Annotated in this window: 15 protein-coding genes; 8 read left to right on the forward strand and 7 right to left on the reverse strand. The window is 57.4% G+C overall.

The window, feature by feature from the left end; genetic code table 11:
• Nucleotides 1-16: 16 nt before the first annotated feature.
• From AC1DIH_RS05560 to AC1DIH_RS05570, 3 genes are read right to left on the reverse strand one after another with little or no spacing between them, the layout of a single operon-like run.
• A complete protein-coding gene (locus AC1DIH_RS05560) occupies nucleotides 17-1,231 on the reverse strand; it encodes a hybrid sensor histidine kinase/response regulator (RefSeq protein ID WP_477770923.1) in 1,215 nt (404 codons plus the stop codon).
• Entirely contained in the window at nucleotides 1,221-2,042 is an 822-nt protein-coding gene (locus AC1DIH_RS05565) for a CheR family methyltransferase (protein ID WP_477770924.1), read from the reverse strand. The genes AC1DIH_RS05560 and AC1DIH_RS05565 overlap by 11 nt, the downstream gene beginning before the upstream one ends.
• Complete coding sequence (locus AC1DIH_RS05570; protein WP_477770925.1) at nucleotides 2,043-5,531, reverse strand: response regulator; 3,489 nt, start codon at nucleotides 5,529-5,531, stop codon at nucleotides 2,043-2,045.
• Between the two features lie 194 nt (nucleotides 5,532-5,725).
• Between AC1DIH_RS05570 and AC1DIH_RS05575 the strand changes: the two genes are divergently transcribed.
• A complete protein-coding gene (locus AC1DIH_RS05575) occupies nucleotides 5,726-6,088 on the forward strand; it encodes a response regulator (protein WP_477770926.1) in 363 nt (120 codons plus the stop codon).
• 2 nt (nucleotides 6,089-6,090) lie between these two features.
• Here AC1DIH_RS05575 and AC1DIH_RS05580 read toward each other — a convergent pair whose 3' ends face one another.
• Entirely contained in the window at nucleotides 6,091-6,969 is an 879-nt protein-coding gene (locus tag AC1DIH_RS05580) for a GntR family transcriptional regulator (protein WP_054597198.1), read from the reverse strand.
• 180 nt (nucleotides 6,970-7,149) lie between these two features.
• Between AC1DIH_RS05580 and AC1DIH_RS05585 the strand changes: the two genes are divergently transcribed.
• The 5 genes from AC1DIH_RS05585 to AC1DIH_RS05605 all read left to right on the forward strand — a co-directional run bounded on the left by AC1DIH_RS05585 (nucleotide 7,150) and on the right by AC1DIH_RS05605 (nucleotide 12,570).
• On the forward strand, nucleotides 7,150-8,445 hold the full coding sequence (locus AC1DIH_RS05585) for a glycosyltransferase (RefSeq protein WP_477770927.1): 1,296 nt from the start codon (nucleotides 7,150-7,152) through the stop codon (nucleotides 8,443-8,445).
• 232 nt (nucleotides 8,446-8,677) lie between these two features.
• Nucleotides 8,678-9,535, forward strand: a complete 858-nt coding sequence (locus AC1DIH_RS05590) for a phosphatidylinositol-specific phospholipase C domain-containing protein (RefSeq protein WP_477770928.1) — start codon at nucleotides 8,678-8,680, stop codon at nucleotides 9,533-9,535.
• 43 nt (nucleotides 9,536-9,578) lie between these two features.
• Nucleotides 9,579-9,938, forward strand: coding sequence for an IS66 family insertion sequence element accessory protein TnpB (gene tnpB, locus AC1DIH_RS05595; protein ID WP_477770929.1), 360 nt, complete (start codon nucleotides 9,579-9,581; stop codon nucleotides 9,936-9,938).
• 18 nt (nucleotides 9,939-9,956) lie between these two features.
• Nucleotides 9,957-11,468, forward strand: a complete 1,512-nt coding sequence (gene tnpC, locus AC1DIH_RS05600; RefSeq protein ID WP_477770930.1) for an IS66 family transposase — start codon at nucleotides 9,957-9,959, stop codon at nucleotides 11,466-11,468.
• 196 nt (nucleotides 11,469-11,664) lie between these two features.
• Nucleotides 11,665-12,570 (forward strand): AraC family transcriptional regulator, encoded by a 906-nt coding sequence (locus AC1DIH_RS05605; protein ID WP_477770931.1) that lies wholly within the window; start codon nucleotides 11,665-11,667, stop codon nucleotides 12,568-12,570.
• A 10-nt stretch (nucleotides 12,571-12,580) separates the two neighbouring features.
• Here AC1DIH_RS05605 and zapE read toward each other — a convergent pair whose 3' ends face one another.
• From zapE to AC1DIH_RS05620, 3 genes are all read right to left on the reverse strand, one after another.
• Nucleotides 12,581-13,699 (reverse strand): cell division protein ZapE, encoded by a 1,119-nt coding sequence (gene zapE / locus AC1DIH_RS05610; protein ID WP_477771082.1) that lies wholly within the window; start codon nucleotides 13,697-13,699, stop codon nucleotides 12,581-12,583.
• A gap of 153 nt (nucleotides 13,700-13,852) precedes the next feature.
• Nucleotides 13,853-14,194 carry a nuclear transport factor 2 family protein gene (locus AC1DIH_RS05615; protein WP_054597193.1) on the reverse strand — a complete coding sequence of 114 codons (342 nt, stop codon included), beginning with the start codon at nucleotides 14,192-14,194 and terminating at the stop codon, nucleotides 13,853-13,855.
• A 51-nt stretch (nucleotides 14,195-14,245) separates the two neighbouring features.
• Entirely contained in the window at nucleotides 14,246-14,962 is a 717-nt protein-coding gene (locus AC1DIH_RS05620) for a helix-turn-helix transcriptional regulator (protein WP_103314518.1), read from the reverse strand.
• 698 nt (nucleotides 14,963-15,660) lie between these two features.
• Between AC1DIH_RS05620 and AC1DIH_RS05625 the strand changes: the two genes are divergently transcribed.
• Both AC1DIH_RS05625 and AC1DIH_RS05630 read left to right on the forward strand, forming a co-directional pair.
• Nucleotides 15,661-16,035, forward strand: a complete 375-nt coding sequence (locus AC1DIH_RS05625) for a DUF6124 family protein (protein WP_477770932.1) — start codon at nucleotides 15,661-15,663, stop codon at nucleotides 16,033-16,035.
• A 302-nt stretch (nucleotides 16,036-16,337) separates the two neighbouring features.
• Entirely contained in the window at nucleotides 16,338-17,810 is a 1,473-nt protein-coding gene (locus AC1DIH_RS05630) for a nucleobase:cation symporter-2 family protein (RefSeq protein ID WP_477770933.1), read from the forward strand.
• Nucleotides 17,811-17,821: the final 11 nt, after the last annotated feature.

Genomic DNA, 17,821 nt, shown 5'->3' on the forward strand with positions numbered 1-17,821 from the left:
TGATACGACCCTTCGGTCACGCAGAGGTTGCGTTGCTTTGTCTGTTTTCCTGCAGCGGTAGGCAAACACGAAATAACGAACCTTGATTAATCTTGCTCTCAACGGTGATGGATCCGCCATGGGCGGCGACGATTTGCTCGGAAATAAATAGCCCTAAACCCAGTCCGGCCACCACGGTTTTCGCCGACACACGCTCGAACTGCTGAAAAATACGTTTCTGGTTTTCCTCACTGATGCCAATCCCCTGGTCCCTGATCTCCATCCGCGCTTCGCCGTCCTGGCTGTACACGCGCACCTCGATCGGACGCTTGGCACCGTAACGCAGGGCGTTGGTCAGCAAGTTGGACACCACCTGCTCGATGCGAAATTCATCCCAATTGCCTTCCACCGGTTGCGGCGCGAAAAACGTCACCGACGATTCGGCAGACTCCACCTGCGGTGCAAAATTCTGCAACAGGTTACCCGTCAACTGCGCCAGGTCAAAACGACTGGGGCGAATGGACAGCTTGCCGGTGCGAATCCGCGACACATCGAGCATGTCCTCGATCAAGCGAATCAGGCTCTTGATCTGCCGCTCATCGCGATCGACCATCGCGTGCATCTTGTCCAGGGTAAACGCTGCCGCATTGTCCCGGGCCAGGTGCATCTTGCGCAGCTGGGTTTCGAGGATCAGCCCGTTCAACGGTGTACGGACTTCGTGAGCGACGATCGACATGAAGTCATCGCGCATGCGCACGGCCTGCTCCAGTTCGTTCTGCGTGGCCTGCAATTGCTTGAGTAACGCCTCCTGCTCACGGCGGCTTTGCTCCAGGGCGTCGACCTGCAGTTTCATCGCCTTGCGCTGTCGGTACAGGTCGACAAACACGTTGACCTTGCTTTTCACCGCGTGGATATCCAGCGGTTTATGCAAAAAGTCTACCGCGCCACTTTCGTAGCCCTTGAACGCGTAATTGCTCTCGCGCCCTGCCGCACTGACGAAAATTATCGGAATGCTCCGGGTTTTCTCGGTTCCGCGCATCAGTTCGGCCAGTTCGAAGCCGCTCATGCCGGGCATCTGCACATCGAGGATGGCGATGGCGAACTCGTGTTGCAGCAGTAATGACAAGGCTTCGTCCGCTGATAGCGCCTTGTACACCGTACGGTCTTCACGGGCGATCAGCGCTTCGAGCGCCAGCAGGTTCTCTGGCAGATCGTCGACGATCAGCAATTTGGCCTGGATATTACTCAGCATGCTTGCGGTAGATCCGTTCTTGTTTGACCAAAGGTTCGAACTGCTTGCCATAGATTGAGAATTCCAGGGTCTCCTTACTGCCCAACACCAGGAAACCACGATGGCACAGCGACTCATGAAACAGCCCGAAGGCGCGATCCTGTAACTTTTTATTGAAATAAATCAATACATTGCGACATGAAATTAATTGAGTTTCTGAAAAGACGCTATCAGTCGCCAGGCTGTGATCGGCGAAGGTCACGTTCTCACACAGGGTCTTGTCGAATATCGCGTGGTCATACGCTGCCGTGTAGTAGTCGGCGAACGAGCGCTGACCACCGGCCTGCTGGTAGTTATGGGTGTAGGCGCGGATGTTCGCCAACGAGAAGATCCCTTGCCTGGCCTTTTCCAGCGAGCGTGGGTTGATGTCAGTGGCGTAAATGATCGTGCGCTCCAGCAAGCCTTCTTCGCGCAGCAGAATGGCCATCGAATAGACCTCTTCGCCCGTGCTGCACCCGGCAATCCAGACCTTGATCGAAGGATAGGTCTTGAGCAGCGGCACCACTTCCTGACGAATGGCCTGGAAGTGCGCCGGGTCGCGAAACATCTCGCTGACCGGAATCGTCAGCAACTGCAGCAACTGCATGAACGCCGTCGGGTCGTGCAGCACCCGCTCCTGCAGCGCAGAAATGCTCTTGCACTCGAACTGATGCAGGGCGTGATTGACCCGGCGCTTGATCGAAGCGCCGGAGTAATCACGAAAGTCGTAGCTGTATTTGAGGTAGATCGCTTCGACCAGCAACCGCAGCTCGATGTCGATATTGTTCTCCACTTAGATACGTTCCATCTTCGGCAACCACACGCGAATCAGCGAGAACAGCCGATCCAGGTCGATGGGCTTGGCCAGGTAATCGTTGGAACCTGCTTGCAGGCAGCGCTCCTGATCGTCCTTCATGGCCTTGGCCGTCACCGCGATGATCGGCAGCTTGCGCCAGCGCGGGTCCTTGCGGATCTCGAGGGTGGCTTCGAAACCGTCCATCTCCGGCATCATCACGTCCATCAGCACCAGGTCGATGTCATCCACTTCATTGAGTTTATCGATCGCTTCACGACCGTTACGGCCAATCACCACGATAGCGCCCTTGTGCTCCAGTGCGCTGGTGAGGGCAAAAATATTGCGCACATCATCATCCACCAACAGCACCTTGCGGCCTTCGAAAACCCGGTCGCGGCTGCGGGCAGTCTTGAGCATCGTTTGCCGCTCATGGGACAACCGCGATTCGACCTTGTGCAGAAAGAGTGTCACCTCGTCGAGCAGGCGCTCTGGCGAGCGTGCGCCCTTGATGATGATCGAGCGTGAATACTTGCGCAGGTCCGCCTCTTCATCGCGGGTCAGGTTACGCCCGGTATAGACGATCACTGGCGGGAACGAACAGATATCTTCGGTGGACATGCGCTTGAGCAAGTCATTGCCGAGCATGTCCGGCAGTTTCAGGTCGATGATCATGCAGTCATAGATCGTCTCGCGCAGCAGGTCCAGTGCTTCCTGGGCCAGGCCAACGGCGGTGATCTCGATGTCATCGTCACCGATCAGCCGGGCAATGCTGTCGCGTTGCAGGTCATCATCTTCCACCAGCAACACGCGCTTGACCTTTTGCGTCAACTTGGCTTCCAGTCGCGCGAACACGTCCTTGAGCTCTTCGCGGGTAGTCGGCTTGAGCGCATAACCGATGGCGCCCATGTGCATGGCGGCCTCGACGCGGTCCTCGACGGAAATCACGTGAACCGGGATGTGCCGGGTTTCGGCATGTTCTTTCAGGCGCTGCAACACCGTCAGCCCCGAATGGTCCGGCAGGCGCATGTCCAGCAGGATCGCATCCGGCATGAAGCGTGTCGCCAGCTCGTAACCTTCATCGGCGCCGTGAGCCACCAGGCATTGAAAGCCCAGTTCATGGGCCAGGTCGAAGAGGATGTGTGCAAAATTCACTTCATCTTCCACTACCAGCATGCAACGGCGGGTGAACGGCGCTTTGTCACGGTCATCCGCAAAGCGCGGAATCTTCGCTTCGACGATCAGCGGCGCAGGCGCGGCAGTCACCTTGGGAGCGGCGACGACCGGTTCGATCTTCAGCAGCTCACGCGGCTCATCGCCGGGCTCGACATACTGCACAGGCAACACCAGCGTGAATGAGCTGCCCTGCCCCGGCTCGCTGATGAGGCTGATCGAGCCACCGAGCAATGCGGCCAGGTCACGCGAAATCGACAAGCCCAGTCCCGTGCCACCATAACGACGGTTGGTGCTGCCATCGGCCTGACGGAAGGCCTCGAAAATGCCTTCCTGCTGATCACTGGCAATACCGATGCCCGAGTCACGAACGATAAAGGTAATGCCCTCACCCGACTGCCTGGCGACCGTCAGGCTGACGCTGCCCTTCTCGGTGAATTTGATGGCGTTCGACAAGAGGTTCTTGAGCACCTGTTCCAGACGCTGGCGATCGGTGAACAGCGTCAACGGTGCATCCGCTTGCAGTTCGACGTTGAACGCCAGATGCTTGTGCGCGGCCAGCGGTTCAAACATGCCGCACAAGCCATCGACCAACCGCGCGACGCTTGTGTTCTCCGGGCGTATTTCAAGCTTGCCGGCCTCGACCTTGGAAATATCGAGAATGTCGTTGATCAGGTTGAGCAAGTCGTTGCCGGCCGAATAGATCGACTCGGCAAATGTCACCTGTTCAGCGCTGAGATTTTGTTGTGGGTTCTCTGCCAGCAATCTGGCGAGAATCAACGAACTGTTCAGCGGCGTGCGCAGTTCGTGGGACATGTTGGCGAGGAATTCGGATTTGTACTGGCTGGAACGCTGCAATTCTTGCGCACGCTCTTCAAGTTGTACCTGGACCTGGTTCAACTCGCCGTTCTTGCGATCCATTGCATCACGCTGCTCGGCCAAAAATTTTGCCTGTTCGGCTAGCTGCTCGTTGGTCTGCTCAAGCTCGGCCTGCTGAGTCTCCAGGTGCCACTGCGACTCTTTGAGCACCCGTGACTGTTCTTCCAGCTCTTCGTTGGCAGTCTTCAGTTCTTCTTGCTGCACCTGCAACTCTTCATTGAGTTGCTGGGTTTGGGCGAGTACCTCCTGCAACCGTTGGCGATAACGCGCCGCTTCGATGGAGGTGCCGATATTCCCGGCGATCAGCTCCAGCAACTCGACATCGCGTTCGGTCAGGGCACGCAGAAAACCCAGTTCGATGACACCGTTGACCCGATCGTCATCACGGGTCGGCACCACCAGCACACTGCACGGCACGCCCTCACCCAACCCGGAGCTGACTTTGAAATAGCCGGCGGGCACTGTATCCAGACGGATCAGCCGACCTTGTTGTGCCACCTGCCCGGTAATGCCCTCGCCACTGTCGATCGCTTGCTCGCGCCCTTCCTGTTCGCGGGAGAAACCATAAGAGGCGATGCGCGTGAGGCCTCCGTGCTCTTCTTTGACGTACATTGCGCCGACAGCGGTGCCGAGGTACTGCGCGCAAAACTGCAGAATATTGCGGCCCAACCGATTTAACGTCAGTTGCCCAAGCACCTGTTCCGCCAATTCAGTCTGGCCATTGCGCAGCCAGGCTTGTTGTTCCAGACGTTGTGCGCTGCTCTGTTGCGCTGCGAGATTGGCGCTGTAGTTTTTCGACAGACTGAGCAAATCGCGACGGCCGACGTAGGCCAGCAAACCACTGATACCGGCAACCAACAGCAAATACAGGGAAATGCTCCAGATCGTTGTGCGTCGAACCTCTTCGTTGCGCGTAATGCGCAACTGTTGCTCCATATCGATGACATCTTCGTACTGCTTGCGGATTTCATCGGTCAGTCGCTTACCCCGGCCGGCTTTCACGGCGGCTCGGTAATCACCGCTGCGGTGCTGCAAGTCGATCATGGTCTGCGAGTAATCGTTCCACTCGACCTGCAACGCCTCGAGCCTGCGCAGGCGATCAACCTGTGGCGGGTTATCGGCCGTCAGTTCCTGCAAGGTCTTGAGCGCAGCAATGATCCTCGGTTTGGCCGTTTCGTAGGGATCGAGAAAGTGCTCGTCACCGGACAACAGAAAACCCCGCATCCCGGTTTCCAGGTCGACCGTCAGCGTCAACGCTTCGTTGGCGTTATTGATCACCCGGTCTGTGTGCTGGACCCATTGAATCACCGACAACAGATAAGTGATCAAAGAGACAAAAAACACCGCGCTAAGCACGCCCATACCCAGCGGCAAGCTGATATTGCGGCTCAGCAGTTTGCGAAAACTTTGCTCATCAACCGAAGACGAAGAAGTCATTGGATGGCCTTGGTGAACCGTTGTAAGTGAAGGAGTTTGCTCCATAAACGCCTCTCGGATACTTTTTTCTGACAACCTTGTCGGCAATACCCTGCATCGTTCTGCATGATTCAAAGAGAACGGTTACCCTGTCGACTCATGCCGGTCACTACAATCAACCTGTGACCGACCGCCTTCTTCCGAGAGCCACCACCATGTCCGCCACAGCGCCCACCATCCTTGTAGTCGAAGACGATAGCATCGTGCGCATGCTGATCGTCGACGTGCTGGAAGAACTGAAGTTCAAGGTACTGGAGGCCGACAGTGGCAAAGCAGCGCTTGCCCTGCTCAACGATAGCGCGCAAATCATCGATCTGCTGATGACTGATGTGGGATTGCCGGAGATGGATGGCCGGGAGCTGGCCGCTCGGGCGCGTGCACTGCACCCGGCGTTGCCGATACTGTTTGCCAGTGGCTATGCGGAAAGTATTGAGGTGCCGGAGGGCATGTCGGTGATTGGCAAGCCGTTCTCTATCGAGCAGTTGCGCGACAAGGTCCTGAGCATGCTCACGGCTTGAGCTCAGCTTTTCTTGCGCACTTCATTCAAGGTACTGGCCACTTTCAAGTGCCGGTACAGCAATGTCGACGCCCATTCCCGATCGCCCTGCTCCAGCGCATCGATAATTTCCAGGTGCTCACGGCAGGAGGTGCGAACCCGCTCAAGATTGGACACGGTGTGAAATTCGGTCAGCCGGCGCAGACGGTTTTGCTGCTGCACGGTTTGCAGGATGAAGCTATTGCCGGACGCAGCAGCCAATAATTCGTGGAACTCGGCATTGGCTTCGAAAAAGCTCAGGCTGTCGGGAGTCCCTTCGAGCAGCGCCTGCTGCTTTTCACGGCAACGCTGCAAGCGTTCACGCGGCAAATTGAAGGTCGGTTCGAGCAAGCCCGCAGGCTCCAGGAGCATGCGGAAGCGATAGCTTTCGAAGCGCTTTTCGGCTGAACCCAAGGTGGGTAAAAACATCCAGCCGTGCCCGTGTTTGCGCTGCATCACACCTTCGTCGGACAACCGCAGCAAGCAACGGCGCAATACCGCTTTACTGGCACCGTAGCGACGCAGCAGGTCACTCTCCATCACCTGATCGGGAATCGCCTGAGCCAGTCGATCATCGATCAGCCGCTGATACAGCTCCTCATCCTCACCGATCGGCAGACTGACCTTGGCCAACTCATCGCTGAGCGGTGTATCCAGCACGCAATACCCCTGATGGGGCAAACGTCCGATCACCTGCTCTTGCGCCAGATAGACCAGCGCCCCGCGAATCGGCGAGCGAGACACGCCAAAGCGCTCGGCCAGTTCGACCTCTTTGAGGTGACTGCCGGGGGTTAACTCGCCAGACCGGATCGCCATGAGAATCTGCGAGGCGACTTTGGTCTGGAGTGCGGTGGGTTGGGTCATCGAAAAACGTCCATGAATCAGCTGTCAGACGCTAACTCATGAATCGGTAAACTTCCAGTCAATACAAGCGCATAAGGCACCGCTGGGCGATTGTCGGGCACTATAAACATCATCAGCTGTGGTTTAATTGCGCCCCGCGTTTCTCCCCAGTCTTCTGCCCGCATCAAGGAAATCCCGTTCATGAGTCAGCCCCGCGCAACCAAAGTCCTGGTCATTGGTTACGTCTGGCCCGAGCCGCGCTCATCCGCAGCCAGCGGACACGTGATGCAAATCCTTGAAACGTTTTTACAACAAGGTTGGGACATTACGTTCAGCAGCCCGGCCGGCGCGGGCGAACACAAGGCCGATCTGGCGGAGTTGGGTATTCGTGAAGTCCCCATCGAGCTGAACAACAGCAGTTTCGATGCCTTCGTCAGCGATCTGGCTCCCGACATCGTGCTATTCGATCAATTCATGATGGAAGAACAGTTCGGCTGGCGTGTCGAGAAACATTGCCCTGGCGCCTTGCGCGTACTTGAGACCTCTGATCTGCAGAGCTTGCGACATGCCCGCCACCAGCGGCTCAAGGACCGCCTGAAGGCCAGTGACGACGCCAATGACTTCAGCGAGTTGTTCGCCCCGGCGTTGCGTGAAGAGTTCGAACTCATGGCCGATACCGACCTGGCCAAGCGCGAAATTGCCGCGCTGTTCCGCTGTGACCTGAACCTGATGATCTCGGAAGTGGAAATCGAGCTGCTGGTCGAGCAGTTCAAACTGCCACGCCAGTTGCTGCACTGGTGCCCGCTGATGATCGACCCGATCACTCAGCCGTTCACACCCTTCGAGGACCGTGCGCACTTCCTCAGCATCGGCAATTTCCGCCACGCGCCGAACTGGGATGCCGTGCTCTGGATGAAAACCACCCTCTGGCCACTGATCCGGCAACAACTGCCCGGTGCGCAACTGCACATATATGGCGCGTATACGCCGCCAAAGGCGACCGCGCTGCACAACCCGAGCCAGGGATTCCACGTAATGAACTGGGCCGAAGACGCCTTGCAGGTCATGTCTGCGGCACGCATCTGCCTGGCTCCGCTGCGTTTCGGTGCTGGCATCAAGGGCAAGATTGTCGACGCCATGCTGTGCGGCACACCGAATGTCACTACGCCGGTCGGTGCCGAAGCCATGCACGGACAATGGCCATGGCCTGGAGCAGTGGCTGAGTCTGCCAGTGCATTGGCCAGCGCCGCTGTGAGGCTTTATCAGGATAAAAAGCAATGGTCAGTGGCTCAGGCGCAAGGGGCTGACCTGCTGGCAGCGCGTTACCAACAACAGGTTCATGGTCCTGCACTCATCGATAAAATTGCCTACTGCCGTCAAAACCTGCCGCAGCTAAGACGTGACAACTTCACCGGTAGCATGCTTCGACACCACCACCATAAAAGCACTCAATATATGGCTCAATGGATCGAGGCCAAAAATCGAGCCGACTCATAAACATGACCGCTATAACCCCAGGCAACATGTATTACCTCCGCTGCCAAACAAGCATTTCCTCTGCCTGATCGAAAAGAAACACCAGCGCATTTAATTACCTGGAAACCTTTATCGCCTTGCAAGTAAACCTTCCATTGGATTATCTATAACTCACGAGTGCTGCTGAACGCGCACCCCACATAACAAGCCATTCAACTTGTTACCCAGTTAATATTAAGCAATGGAATGCATCATGGCGAATTCATACCCCTATAAGAAATGGATGTCCGAAACATATTACATTGACCGCCTATCCATTGGCGAAATAGTTTGGCCTGGCGCCCACAACGCCGGTGTAGACTTTGACTTTTCTTATCCACCTCATATAGCCGTCATTTCCAACTGGGTTGTGTGTCAGGATGGCCCATTCATCCAGCAACTCAATGAAGGCGTGCGAGCGCTCGACTTGAGATTCCACTCGATTGAACACTGGATAGGCGTCAAGAAATTCCATACGTTTCACGGCCCTGCTACAGGTCGTTCGTTAAGCGAGCTAATTAAAAGCCTGAACTATTTCCTCGATGAAAATCCAGATGAATTTATTATTCTGGACATGCACGAACTGAAGGCATCGAATGGTAGCGTCTTCGACTACAAGACATTTAATACGGTCATCATGAATGAGTTGGGATGGCGGCTCATTCCCAGTGAGAACAAGTACCTTACGCTGGGAGAACTCAAAAAACTCAGCAGCAAACAAAGGATCGTGCTGGCAGCTGAATGGCATCCTGACTTTAACAGTCCGCTGTATTGGGACGGCATCAGCCACAAATGGAGCGGCAATAACATTACGTCCCCCAATGAACTGAAACAGTACATTGCACGTACATTGCAATCTCCACCATCGGGTCCTATGCCTTGGTCATTGTCAGCAACCAGTTATGGGGAGCTTGCCGGTGTGAAAAGAATCACCACAGAACTGAATGAGTGGTTCGGACCAACGTCTGGCTGGGCACCGAAATGTAGCATTATCAATGTCGATTTTTTGGGAGACTCTTCGCTGATCAACCGTAACCGCTCCACGAACCCCACATTCAAAGCCGCGATTTGATGCCTGATGCTGGGCTCCCGATCTCTTTCAGGAGCCAGCGGCCATGATGCGTCCCGATGCCAAAGTTGAAAAAGTGTACCTCTACCCTAAACCAGTAGACTTTCGAAAATCCATCGACGGCCTAGCCGCACTGGTGGAACTGGATATTAAAGTGGCGGTGTTCGATCCGGTGCTTTTCGTCTTTCTCAACAAACCCCGCAATCGGGTGAAGATTTTGTATTGGGAGCGCAACGGCTTTTGCCTTTGGCTCAAACGCCTTGAATCCGAACGCTTCAAAACATCGCCCGATCACACCGGCGAAGCCATCGTGCTGACGGTCCAGGAGCTGAACTGGCTGCTCGATGGTTTTGATCTGTGGCGCAACCGTCCACATCAGGTTTTGACACCTCGATTTGTCGCCTGATTCGGTATAATCCACGGCATGATTTCCATGCCCGACCACCTTCCCGATGACCTGACTGCGCTCAAGCAATTACTGGCTCAGATGCAGTCCAAGGTTGTTCATCTCGAAGAAGAAAATGCGCTGCTCCGCCAGCGTCTCTTCGGGCGTAAATCCGAACAAACAGTCGATCCAGCGACCCCGCAATTGGCTCTTTTTAATGAAGCCGAAAGTGTCGCTGAACCTGCCGCCGAAGAGGCGGAGGAAGAAGTCGTCGCTGCGACCAAATGCCGTGGCAAACGCAAGCCTCTGCCCGCCGATTTGCCCCGTATCGAAGTCATCCACGAACTGCCCGAGCACGAGCTGACGTGTGCTTGCGGCTGCCGCAAGCACGCCATCGGCGAAGAAACCAGCGAGCAGCTGGAAATCGTGCCGATGCAGATCCGCGTGATCAAACACATTCGCAAGGTCTACGCCTGCCGTGGCTGTGAAACCGCGCCGGTCACCGCTGACAAGCCAGCGCAATTGATTGAAAAGAGCATGGCGAGTCCCAGCGTGTTGGCGATGTTGCTGACCACCAAATACGTCGACGGTCTGCCGCTGCATCGCTTCGAAAAAGTACTCGGTCGCCACGGCGTCGATATTCCACGACAAACCTTGGCACGTTGGGTCATCCAGTGCGGCGTACACCTGCAACCGCTGCTCAACTTGATGCGGGATCGGCTGCTGGAAAGTCGCGTAATCCACTGCGACGAAACGCGTGTCCAAGTGATGAAAGAGCCTGATCGAGACCCGACTAGCCAATCCTGGATGTGGGTACAAACCGGCGGACCGCCGAATCAGCCAGTGATCCTTTTTGATTACTCGACCAGCCGAGCGCAAGAGGTGCCGTCGCGCCTGCTCGAAGGTTATCGCGGCTATCTGATGACCGACGATTACGCCGGTTATAACGCCTTGGGCGCGCAGGCGGGTGTCGAACGCTTAGGCTGCTGGGCACATGCGCGACGCAAGTTTGTCGAGGCGCAAAAAGTGCAACCCAAGGGCAAAACCGGGCGTGCCGATATCGCCCTGAATCTGATCAACAAGCTGTACGGTATCGAGCAAGATTTAAAAGAAGTCGGCGATGAACATCGCCATGAAGGTCGACAGCAAAACAGCCTGCCGGTGCTGGCGCAGTTACACGCCTGGCTGGAGAAAACGCAGCCTCAGGTGACGGCGCAAAACGCGCTGGGCAAAGCCATCAGTTATCTGGCCAGCAACTGGGACAAGTTAGTGCGCTACACCGAAGCCGGTTTTTTGCCGATCGACAACAACGCGGCAGAGCGTGCGATCAGGCCCTTCGTGATCGGGCGCAAGAACTGGCTGTTCAGCGACACGCCCAAAGGCGCGACGGCCAGCGCTCAACTTTACAGTTTGGTCGAGACGGCTAAAGCCAACGGCCAAGAGCCCTATGCGTGGCTGCGCCACGCACTTGAACGGTTGCCGCGAGCCGCCACAGTAGAAGACGTCGAAGCCTTGCTGCCGTGGAACTGCACGCCGCAAATGCCAAGATAGCTATACGCCCCACCTTTAAAAGGTGGGGTTCATGGATCGCATACGATCAACCACTGCGGGGAGGCGAATATGACCAAGGGGCGAGCCAAGCGCTGACCCTAAAATATCGGAAATCCTCGCCTAGCGGCGCGACGGGTTGGAACTGTCTTCCTGAAAGTGCATCATCCAGTCGCGATAACCATAAAAGCGCCCTGCCATGACCCGAGTCGCCCGAGTTACCGACCCATCCTACGAGCTGATGGACGACCACAACGGGTTGTCCATCATCTATCGCCAGCACGGTTTCCCCTGCCCGCTGGTGCGTTGGCATTTCCACAAGGAATACGAACTGCACCTGATTGTCGCCAGTTCGGGCAAGGTGTTCATTGGCGACTACATTGGCAACTTCTATCCCGAAACGCTGTTTCTGACCGGCCCCAACCTGCCCCACAACTGGATCAGCCAGGTCGCCGAAGACGAAGTGGTGCCCAAGCGCGACATGCTGGTGAACTTCACCGATGAGCTGTTCGAAAGCGGCCATCAGGTGTTCAGCGAACTCAAGAGCCTGACGCCCCTGCTGGAGCGTGCGCAGTACGGCATCGAGTTTCGCTGTAAACACACGATCCGCCAGGCCATGGACCTGATGCAGCGGATTGCCGACGCCAAAGGCGTTACCCGCCTTGGGTACTTTTTCATTCTGCTGGAGTTGCTGGCGGCCACCGACGATTACCAGTTGCTGTCCGGCGCCACCACGCCGCAATTGGCCGACGAACACAACATCGACCGTACCAACCGGGCAGTGGATTACATCTTTGCCCACTACGCTCGCGAACTGCCACTGGAAGAAGTCGCCGAACACCTGGGCATGAAACCGACCTACTTCTCGCGAGTCTTCAAGCAGGCGACCGGGCGCTGTTTCATCGAGTTCGTCAATCGCTTGCGCATCAGCAAATCCTGCGAGCTGCTGGCCGATGGCGATAAACCGGTGACCGAGGTGTGCTTTGAGTCGGGCTTCAACAATATTTCCAACTTCAATCGGCGCTTTCAGCAACTCAAAGGCATGACCCCCACCGATTACCGTCGGCTGGCGGTGCAGCGTTTGACTGAACAGAATCTCGGTTAGCCTGATAGATTCAGGCTTCGGCAAAACGCTGTAATTGCATTTCCTTCAACCGGCTGTGGGTCCGGCGAAACGGAAACTCCAGGTAACCCTCGGTGTACAGTTCATCCATCGGCACCTGCGCGTCGAGGTACAGCGGCACTTTGCGGTCATAGCACTCGTCGACCAGCGCGATGAAGCGCCGCACGCTGTCATCGTGTATCGACAATTGCGGCAACTCACGGTCGCCGGCCTCGACGCGCTCGGCGCCATCCTCAGTGCCACGGGCAATGCGGCCGGGGCGCTGATGGGCGCTGAGATTGGGGACTTCGCTCAACAAAATAGCGCTGAAGCGATCACACAACGCCATGAAGTCCATCGCCGCAAATGGTTGCTCGCACAGGTCCGCGTAACGGCACCAGAGTACGGTTTCACTGGCCTTGACGACCGTCACCGAGCGATAGCCGATGATCACCGGATCGCTGGATACCGGCTGTCCCTCGGTCAGTTGTTTGAACACCTCACTCATCGGATCGGGCTGACCCGGTGCGCTGACCCAATAACGCTGCAGCGCTGTGCCAGGATGCAATCGGTGATCTTCACCACCGTCCACCGCCACCACGTGCATGTGGCCTTTGATCGCGGCAATCCCCGGCAAGAACCGGTCACGGTTGAAACCGTCTGCGTAGAGCTGGTCCGGTGGTTGATTGGAGGTGCAGACCATCACCACACCTTCGTCGAACATCACTTGGAACAGCCGCCCGAGAATGAGCGCGTCACCGATGTCGTTGACGAACAGTTCATCAAAACACAGTACCCGCACATCCCGGGCCAACTCACGGGCCAGCGCTCGCAGCGGGTCGGCGGTGCCGGTCAGTTGAAACGAGCGCTGATGCACCCAGCCCATGAAATGGTGAAAGTGCTGACGCCGCGCCGGCACCCGCAGGCTTTGGTAAAACTGATCCATCAACCAGGTCTTGCCACGCCCGACCGGCCCCCAGAGGTAAACCCCGGTGACTGGCGTTCGGCCTTGATGCAAGGCTTCGTGACACTGCTGCAACGCCAGAACGGCACGTTCTTGCGCGGCATCGGGGACGAAGCCTTTTTGCTTGATTGCGTAGTGGTAAGCGCTGAGGGGCGAATCGAAAGTCATATCGGCCATGGGTCCGAACGCAAAAGTCCAGAGTATGCCACGACACACGTAGCAGCTGCCGCCAGGCTGCGCGTGTATTCAGATAGACCGAGAAGACCGGATTACGAGTGCTTCGCCCTCGAACACAGGCTTCGCCAGCTGCTACAGGGGGGGTTAGAGCGAGATGTCGAGTCGGGTGATTTTGCCCTGTTCGTTCAGGCGGAACACGTAGCGCAATTCCAGCGGGCTGCCGGGGAACGTGCCGGAAATCAGGTTACTGACCAGTACCTTGCCGGTGCGTTGCTGCACGTCCAGCACCTCGACCCGAGGCTGGTAACGGCGTGCGGTGTCTTCCATCCATTGGGCGATGGCCTGGGTACCGACCTGATGGGCGCCCTCATCGAAAACATTGGCATCCTCGGCAAAAAAACTGGCGACCGCCGAACTGTCACGGGCATTGGCAGCGGCGATATAAGCGGCAATGGCAGGTGCGAGTGAAACGGCTGGGTTCGACATGGTACGGCTCCTTGTTGATTGATTCTGGATCCATGCTAAAACAACGCTGTGTCAATTCTTGTCAGGAGTGAATCGCCCCGCTTCATCCAGTTGCATCGCCTTGCGCCAGGCTCGCAACAAGTCACTGCGACGACCTGGATAGCGTTCACCCAGCTCTTGGGCGGCGGCAATCCGGTCGGTACGAAAAGTTCGATAATCCCCGCGCAACTCGCACCAGGCAACGATCACCCGCGCCTCATTCAGAAAACCCAGCGCCAACGGCCAGATCAACCGCTGGCTGGGGGTTTTGTTCACGTCCGCGTAATCGATATGCAACTTGGCCTGCGCACGAATTGCCTGGCGAAACACATTCAATTCCACAGCGTTTTGCGGATAACCGTAACCCGGTGGCCCCGGCAATACTGTCGGATTGCGCAAGGCTTCCTGAGCGTCCGGCGCCAACACCGCGGCAATCTTCGCCAATGCGTCGGCGGCGGCCTTGCTCAACACCTCGTCGCCACGCTGATCGACATAACGCAACCCCAGCACCACCGCTTCGGTCTCGTCGGCATTGAGCATCAGCGGTGGCAGAAACAGACCGCTGCGCAGCACATAGCCGATACCCGCCTCGCCAAAGATCGGCGCGCCGAGGGCTGTCAGTTCGGCGATATCGCGGTACAGCGTGCGCTCCGAGATCTCCAGCTCGCTGGCCAGTGTCGCCGCCGTCACCGGACGACTTTTACCGCGCAGCACTTGCAACAAGGTCAACAACCGACTGGTACGCGACACGATCCGCCTGCTCTGTGGAATGAAGGTTGACGGAGCTTAGCAGAGGCTACTGTCAGAAACTGTCAGCAGCAAAAGCCCCCAACAGGGTTATTGGTCGACCTTATGCCTGGCTCGGAGGTAATGCGCAGCGGGAGTTTGAAAAGGACTTGTTGGCGGCGTTTGCACACACGCCAAATACGCTGGAGAGCTGCGCTCGTACTCGTAGCAGCTGCCGAGCTCGCGAGGCTGCGTTCGAGGACAAAGTCCTCGCAAATCCTGCGTACGCGGTTCGCCTGAAAGAACGTGTTGCCTGATTTTACGACCGCTTCGCGGCCGAACGCAGCCTCGCGGGCTCGGCAGCTGCTACGACGGGTGTTTAAGCTTGCCTACGCAGTGCCCATTAGAGGCTACAACGCCTTGCGTCACGGCCTACACCTGCGCCAGAATCCGCCGGCTTGTGCGCTTTGGTCCTCGCCTCTATCGTTTCCGTGTCGCTGAATATCAGCGATCGGGTTTGGTAGCCCGAGGTAAGGCGCACAGCTCCGACATTTCCATTCAGTGACGCTTTTTTGTCGTCTGCTGTTTGTTATGGCGGCTGTGCGCAGGGCGCCTTCGGGTGCGCCGGTTTCCTTACCCGGTCTACCAACCTGCGTTCAGTCGCCACCCTATCGTTTGGTAGCAATAGGTTGCGACTCCACTTTAAAGTAAGGAGATTCGCCATGTTCAAAGCCACGCCCAATCCGCCCGAAACCGATCCGGTTTCTCCCTACGCCTCCCCCGACTCAAAAGAACTCCACGCCGCCGCGCACCGTGCGCTCGATCACTACCTGGTGCTGCCGGAAACCAAGACATTGCTAGCCGACCGCCGTCCCGGCTGCATTTTTGTCATTGCCCCCGACGTCGACTCTGAAACCCTGCTGGCCCACGCCTGCGAGACCCTCGCCTCGGCCAATGTCATGTCCAGCGATCTGGCGTTCGAACTTGAAGGCCCCAAGCGCAATACCGCACTGGCGATTCAGCAGATGATTTCCCTGGCCGAGTTGGCGGTGAATCGCGCCCTCGATCACCTCGACCCACCTGATTCGCCGCAGTAACCAGCAACACCGGGTGGGCCCCTTGTGGCGAGGGAGCTTGCTCCCGCTGGGTTGCGAAGCGACCCTAAAATCAGTCACCGCGAGTATCCAGAGGGATCGCGATTACCGGATTACGACCGCTTCGCGGCCGAGCGGGAGCAAGCTCCCTCGCCACAGGTTCTCGCTTGTGTCTGCGAACAACACAAAACCCGCCACCTTTTCACAAGGCTGGCGGGTTTGTCGTTTCCTCGCGTTGCCCTCGATGCCTGCGGCTGGCATCCTGCGCCTCCCTTTTCTGACCTGGCCTTTTTGGCGCCCTCCCCGTGACCTCATCTGACCACTCGAAAACTGCGCTTCGTTCCGACCTGATCTACGGCCTCAACGACCGCCCGCACTTCACCGCGACCCTCTTCGCCGCCCTGCAACACGTATTGGCGAGCTTCGTCGGGATCATCACGCCGACCCTGATCATGGGCAGCGCCCTGGGCCTGCAAAGCGAAATCCCCTACCTGATCAGCATGGCGCTGTTCGTCTCGGGCCTGGGCACTTTCGTTCAGGCGCGGCGCTTTGGGCCGATCGGTTCCGGCCTGCTGTGCCTGCAAGGCACCAGTTTCTCGTTTATCAGCGTGATTCTCAGCGCCGGGTTCATGGTCAAGGCGCGTGGTGGCGGCACCGATGAAATCCTCTCGACGATTTTCGGCGTGTGCTTCTTTGCCGCGTTCATTGAAGTGGTGCTGAGCCAGTTCATTGGCAAGTTGCGGATGCTGATCACACCGGTAGTCACCGGCACCATCATCACCTTGATGGGCTTGTCGCTGGTCAAGGTCGCCATGACCGACATCGCCGGCGGTTTTGGCGCGACGGATCTGGGCGCCGCAAGCCACCTGGCGCTGGCCGCATTGGTGCTGGGCACTATCGTCGTGTTCAACCGGGTCGACGTGCCGTTCCTGCGCCTGGGCGCCATCGTTATCGGCCTGACCCTCGGCTACGTCGTCGCGTGGCTGATGGGCGATGTCGATTTCGCCAACATGACCGCCGTGCCGCTGATGAGCGTGCCGGTGCCGTTCAAGTACGGTTTCAACTTCGATTGGGTGGCGTTCGTTCCGGTGGCGGTGATTTTCCTGGTCTCGCCGCTGGAAGCGGCCGGCGACCTGACCGCCAACTCGATGATTTCCCAGCAACCGGTCAAAGGCCCGATCTACATTCGGCGGATCAAGTCCGGCTTGCTTGCCGACGGTCTCAACTCGGCAATGGCGGCAGTCTTCAACAGCATGCCGATGGTGACCTTCGCGCAGAACAACGGGGTGATCCAACTGACCGGCGTGGCCAGCCGTTACGTCGCATTCTTTATTGCCGGACTGCTGGTGTTGCTCGGACTGTTCCCGATGATTGGCGCCGTGTTGCAACTGATGCCCAAACCAGTGCTGGGCGGCGCTGAGCTGGTGATGTTCGGCACGGTGGCGGTGGCCGGGATCAAGATCCTCGCCGAGGCCGGACTGCATCGGCGCAACATGCTGATCGTCGCCATTTCGCTGGGCATGGGCCTGGGTGTTGCGGCCGTACCGGAAGTGCTGCGCGAATTGCCCAAGGCATTGCACAACATCTTCGAGTCGCCGATCACCGTCGGTGCATTGTGCGCTATCGTGCTGAATATCTTCCTGCCCGAAGAATTCATCGAGCTGGAAGAAGACGATTTCGATCCGGAAGCTTCAATCCTCACGGTCATGGAGAACCCGGATGTCGCGCCTCACGGCGAACCACTCAAGCCTTCCGTGGTCGCACAGGTGAACCGCTAACGCTGCTCGAG

This window comes from Pseudomonas sp. 05N36 (genome assembly GCF_056397385.1).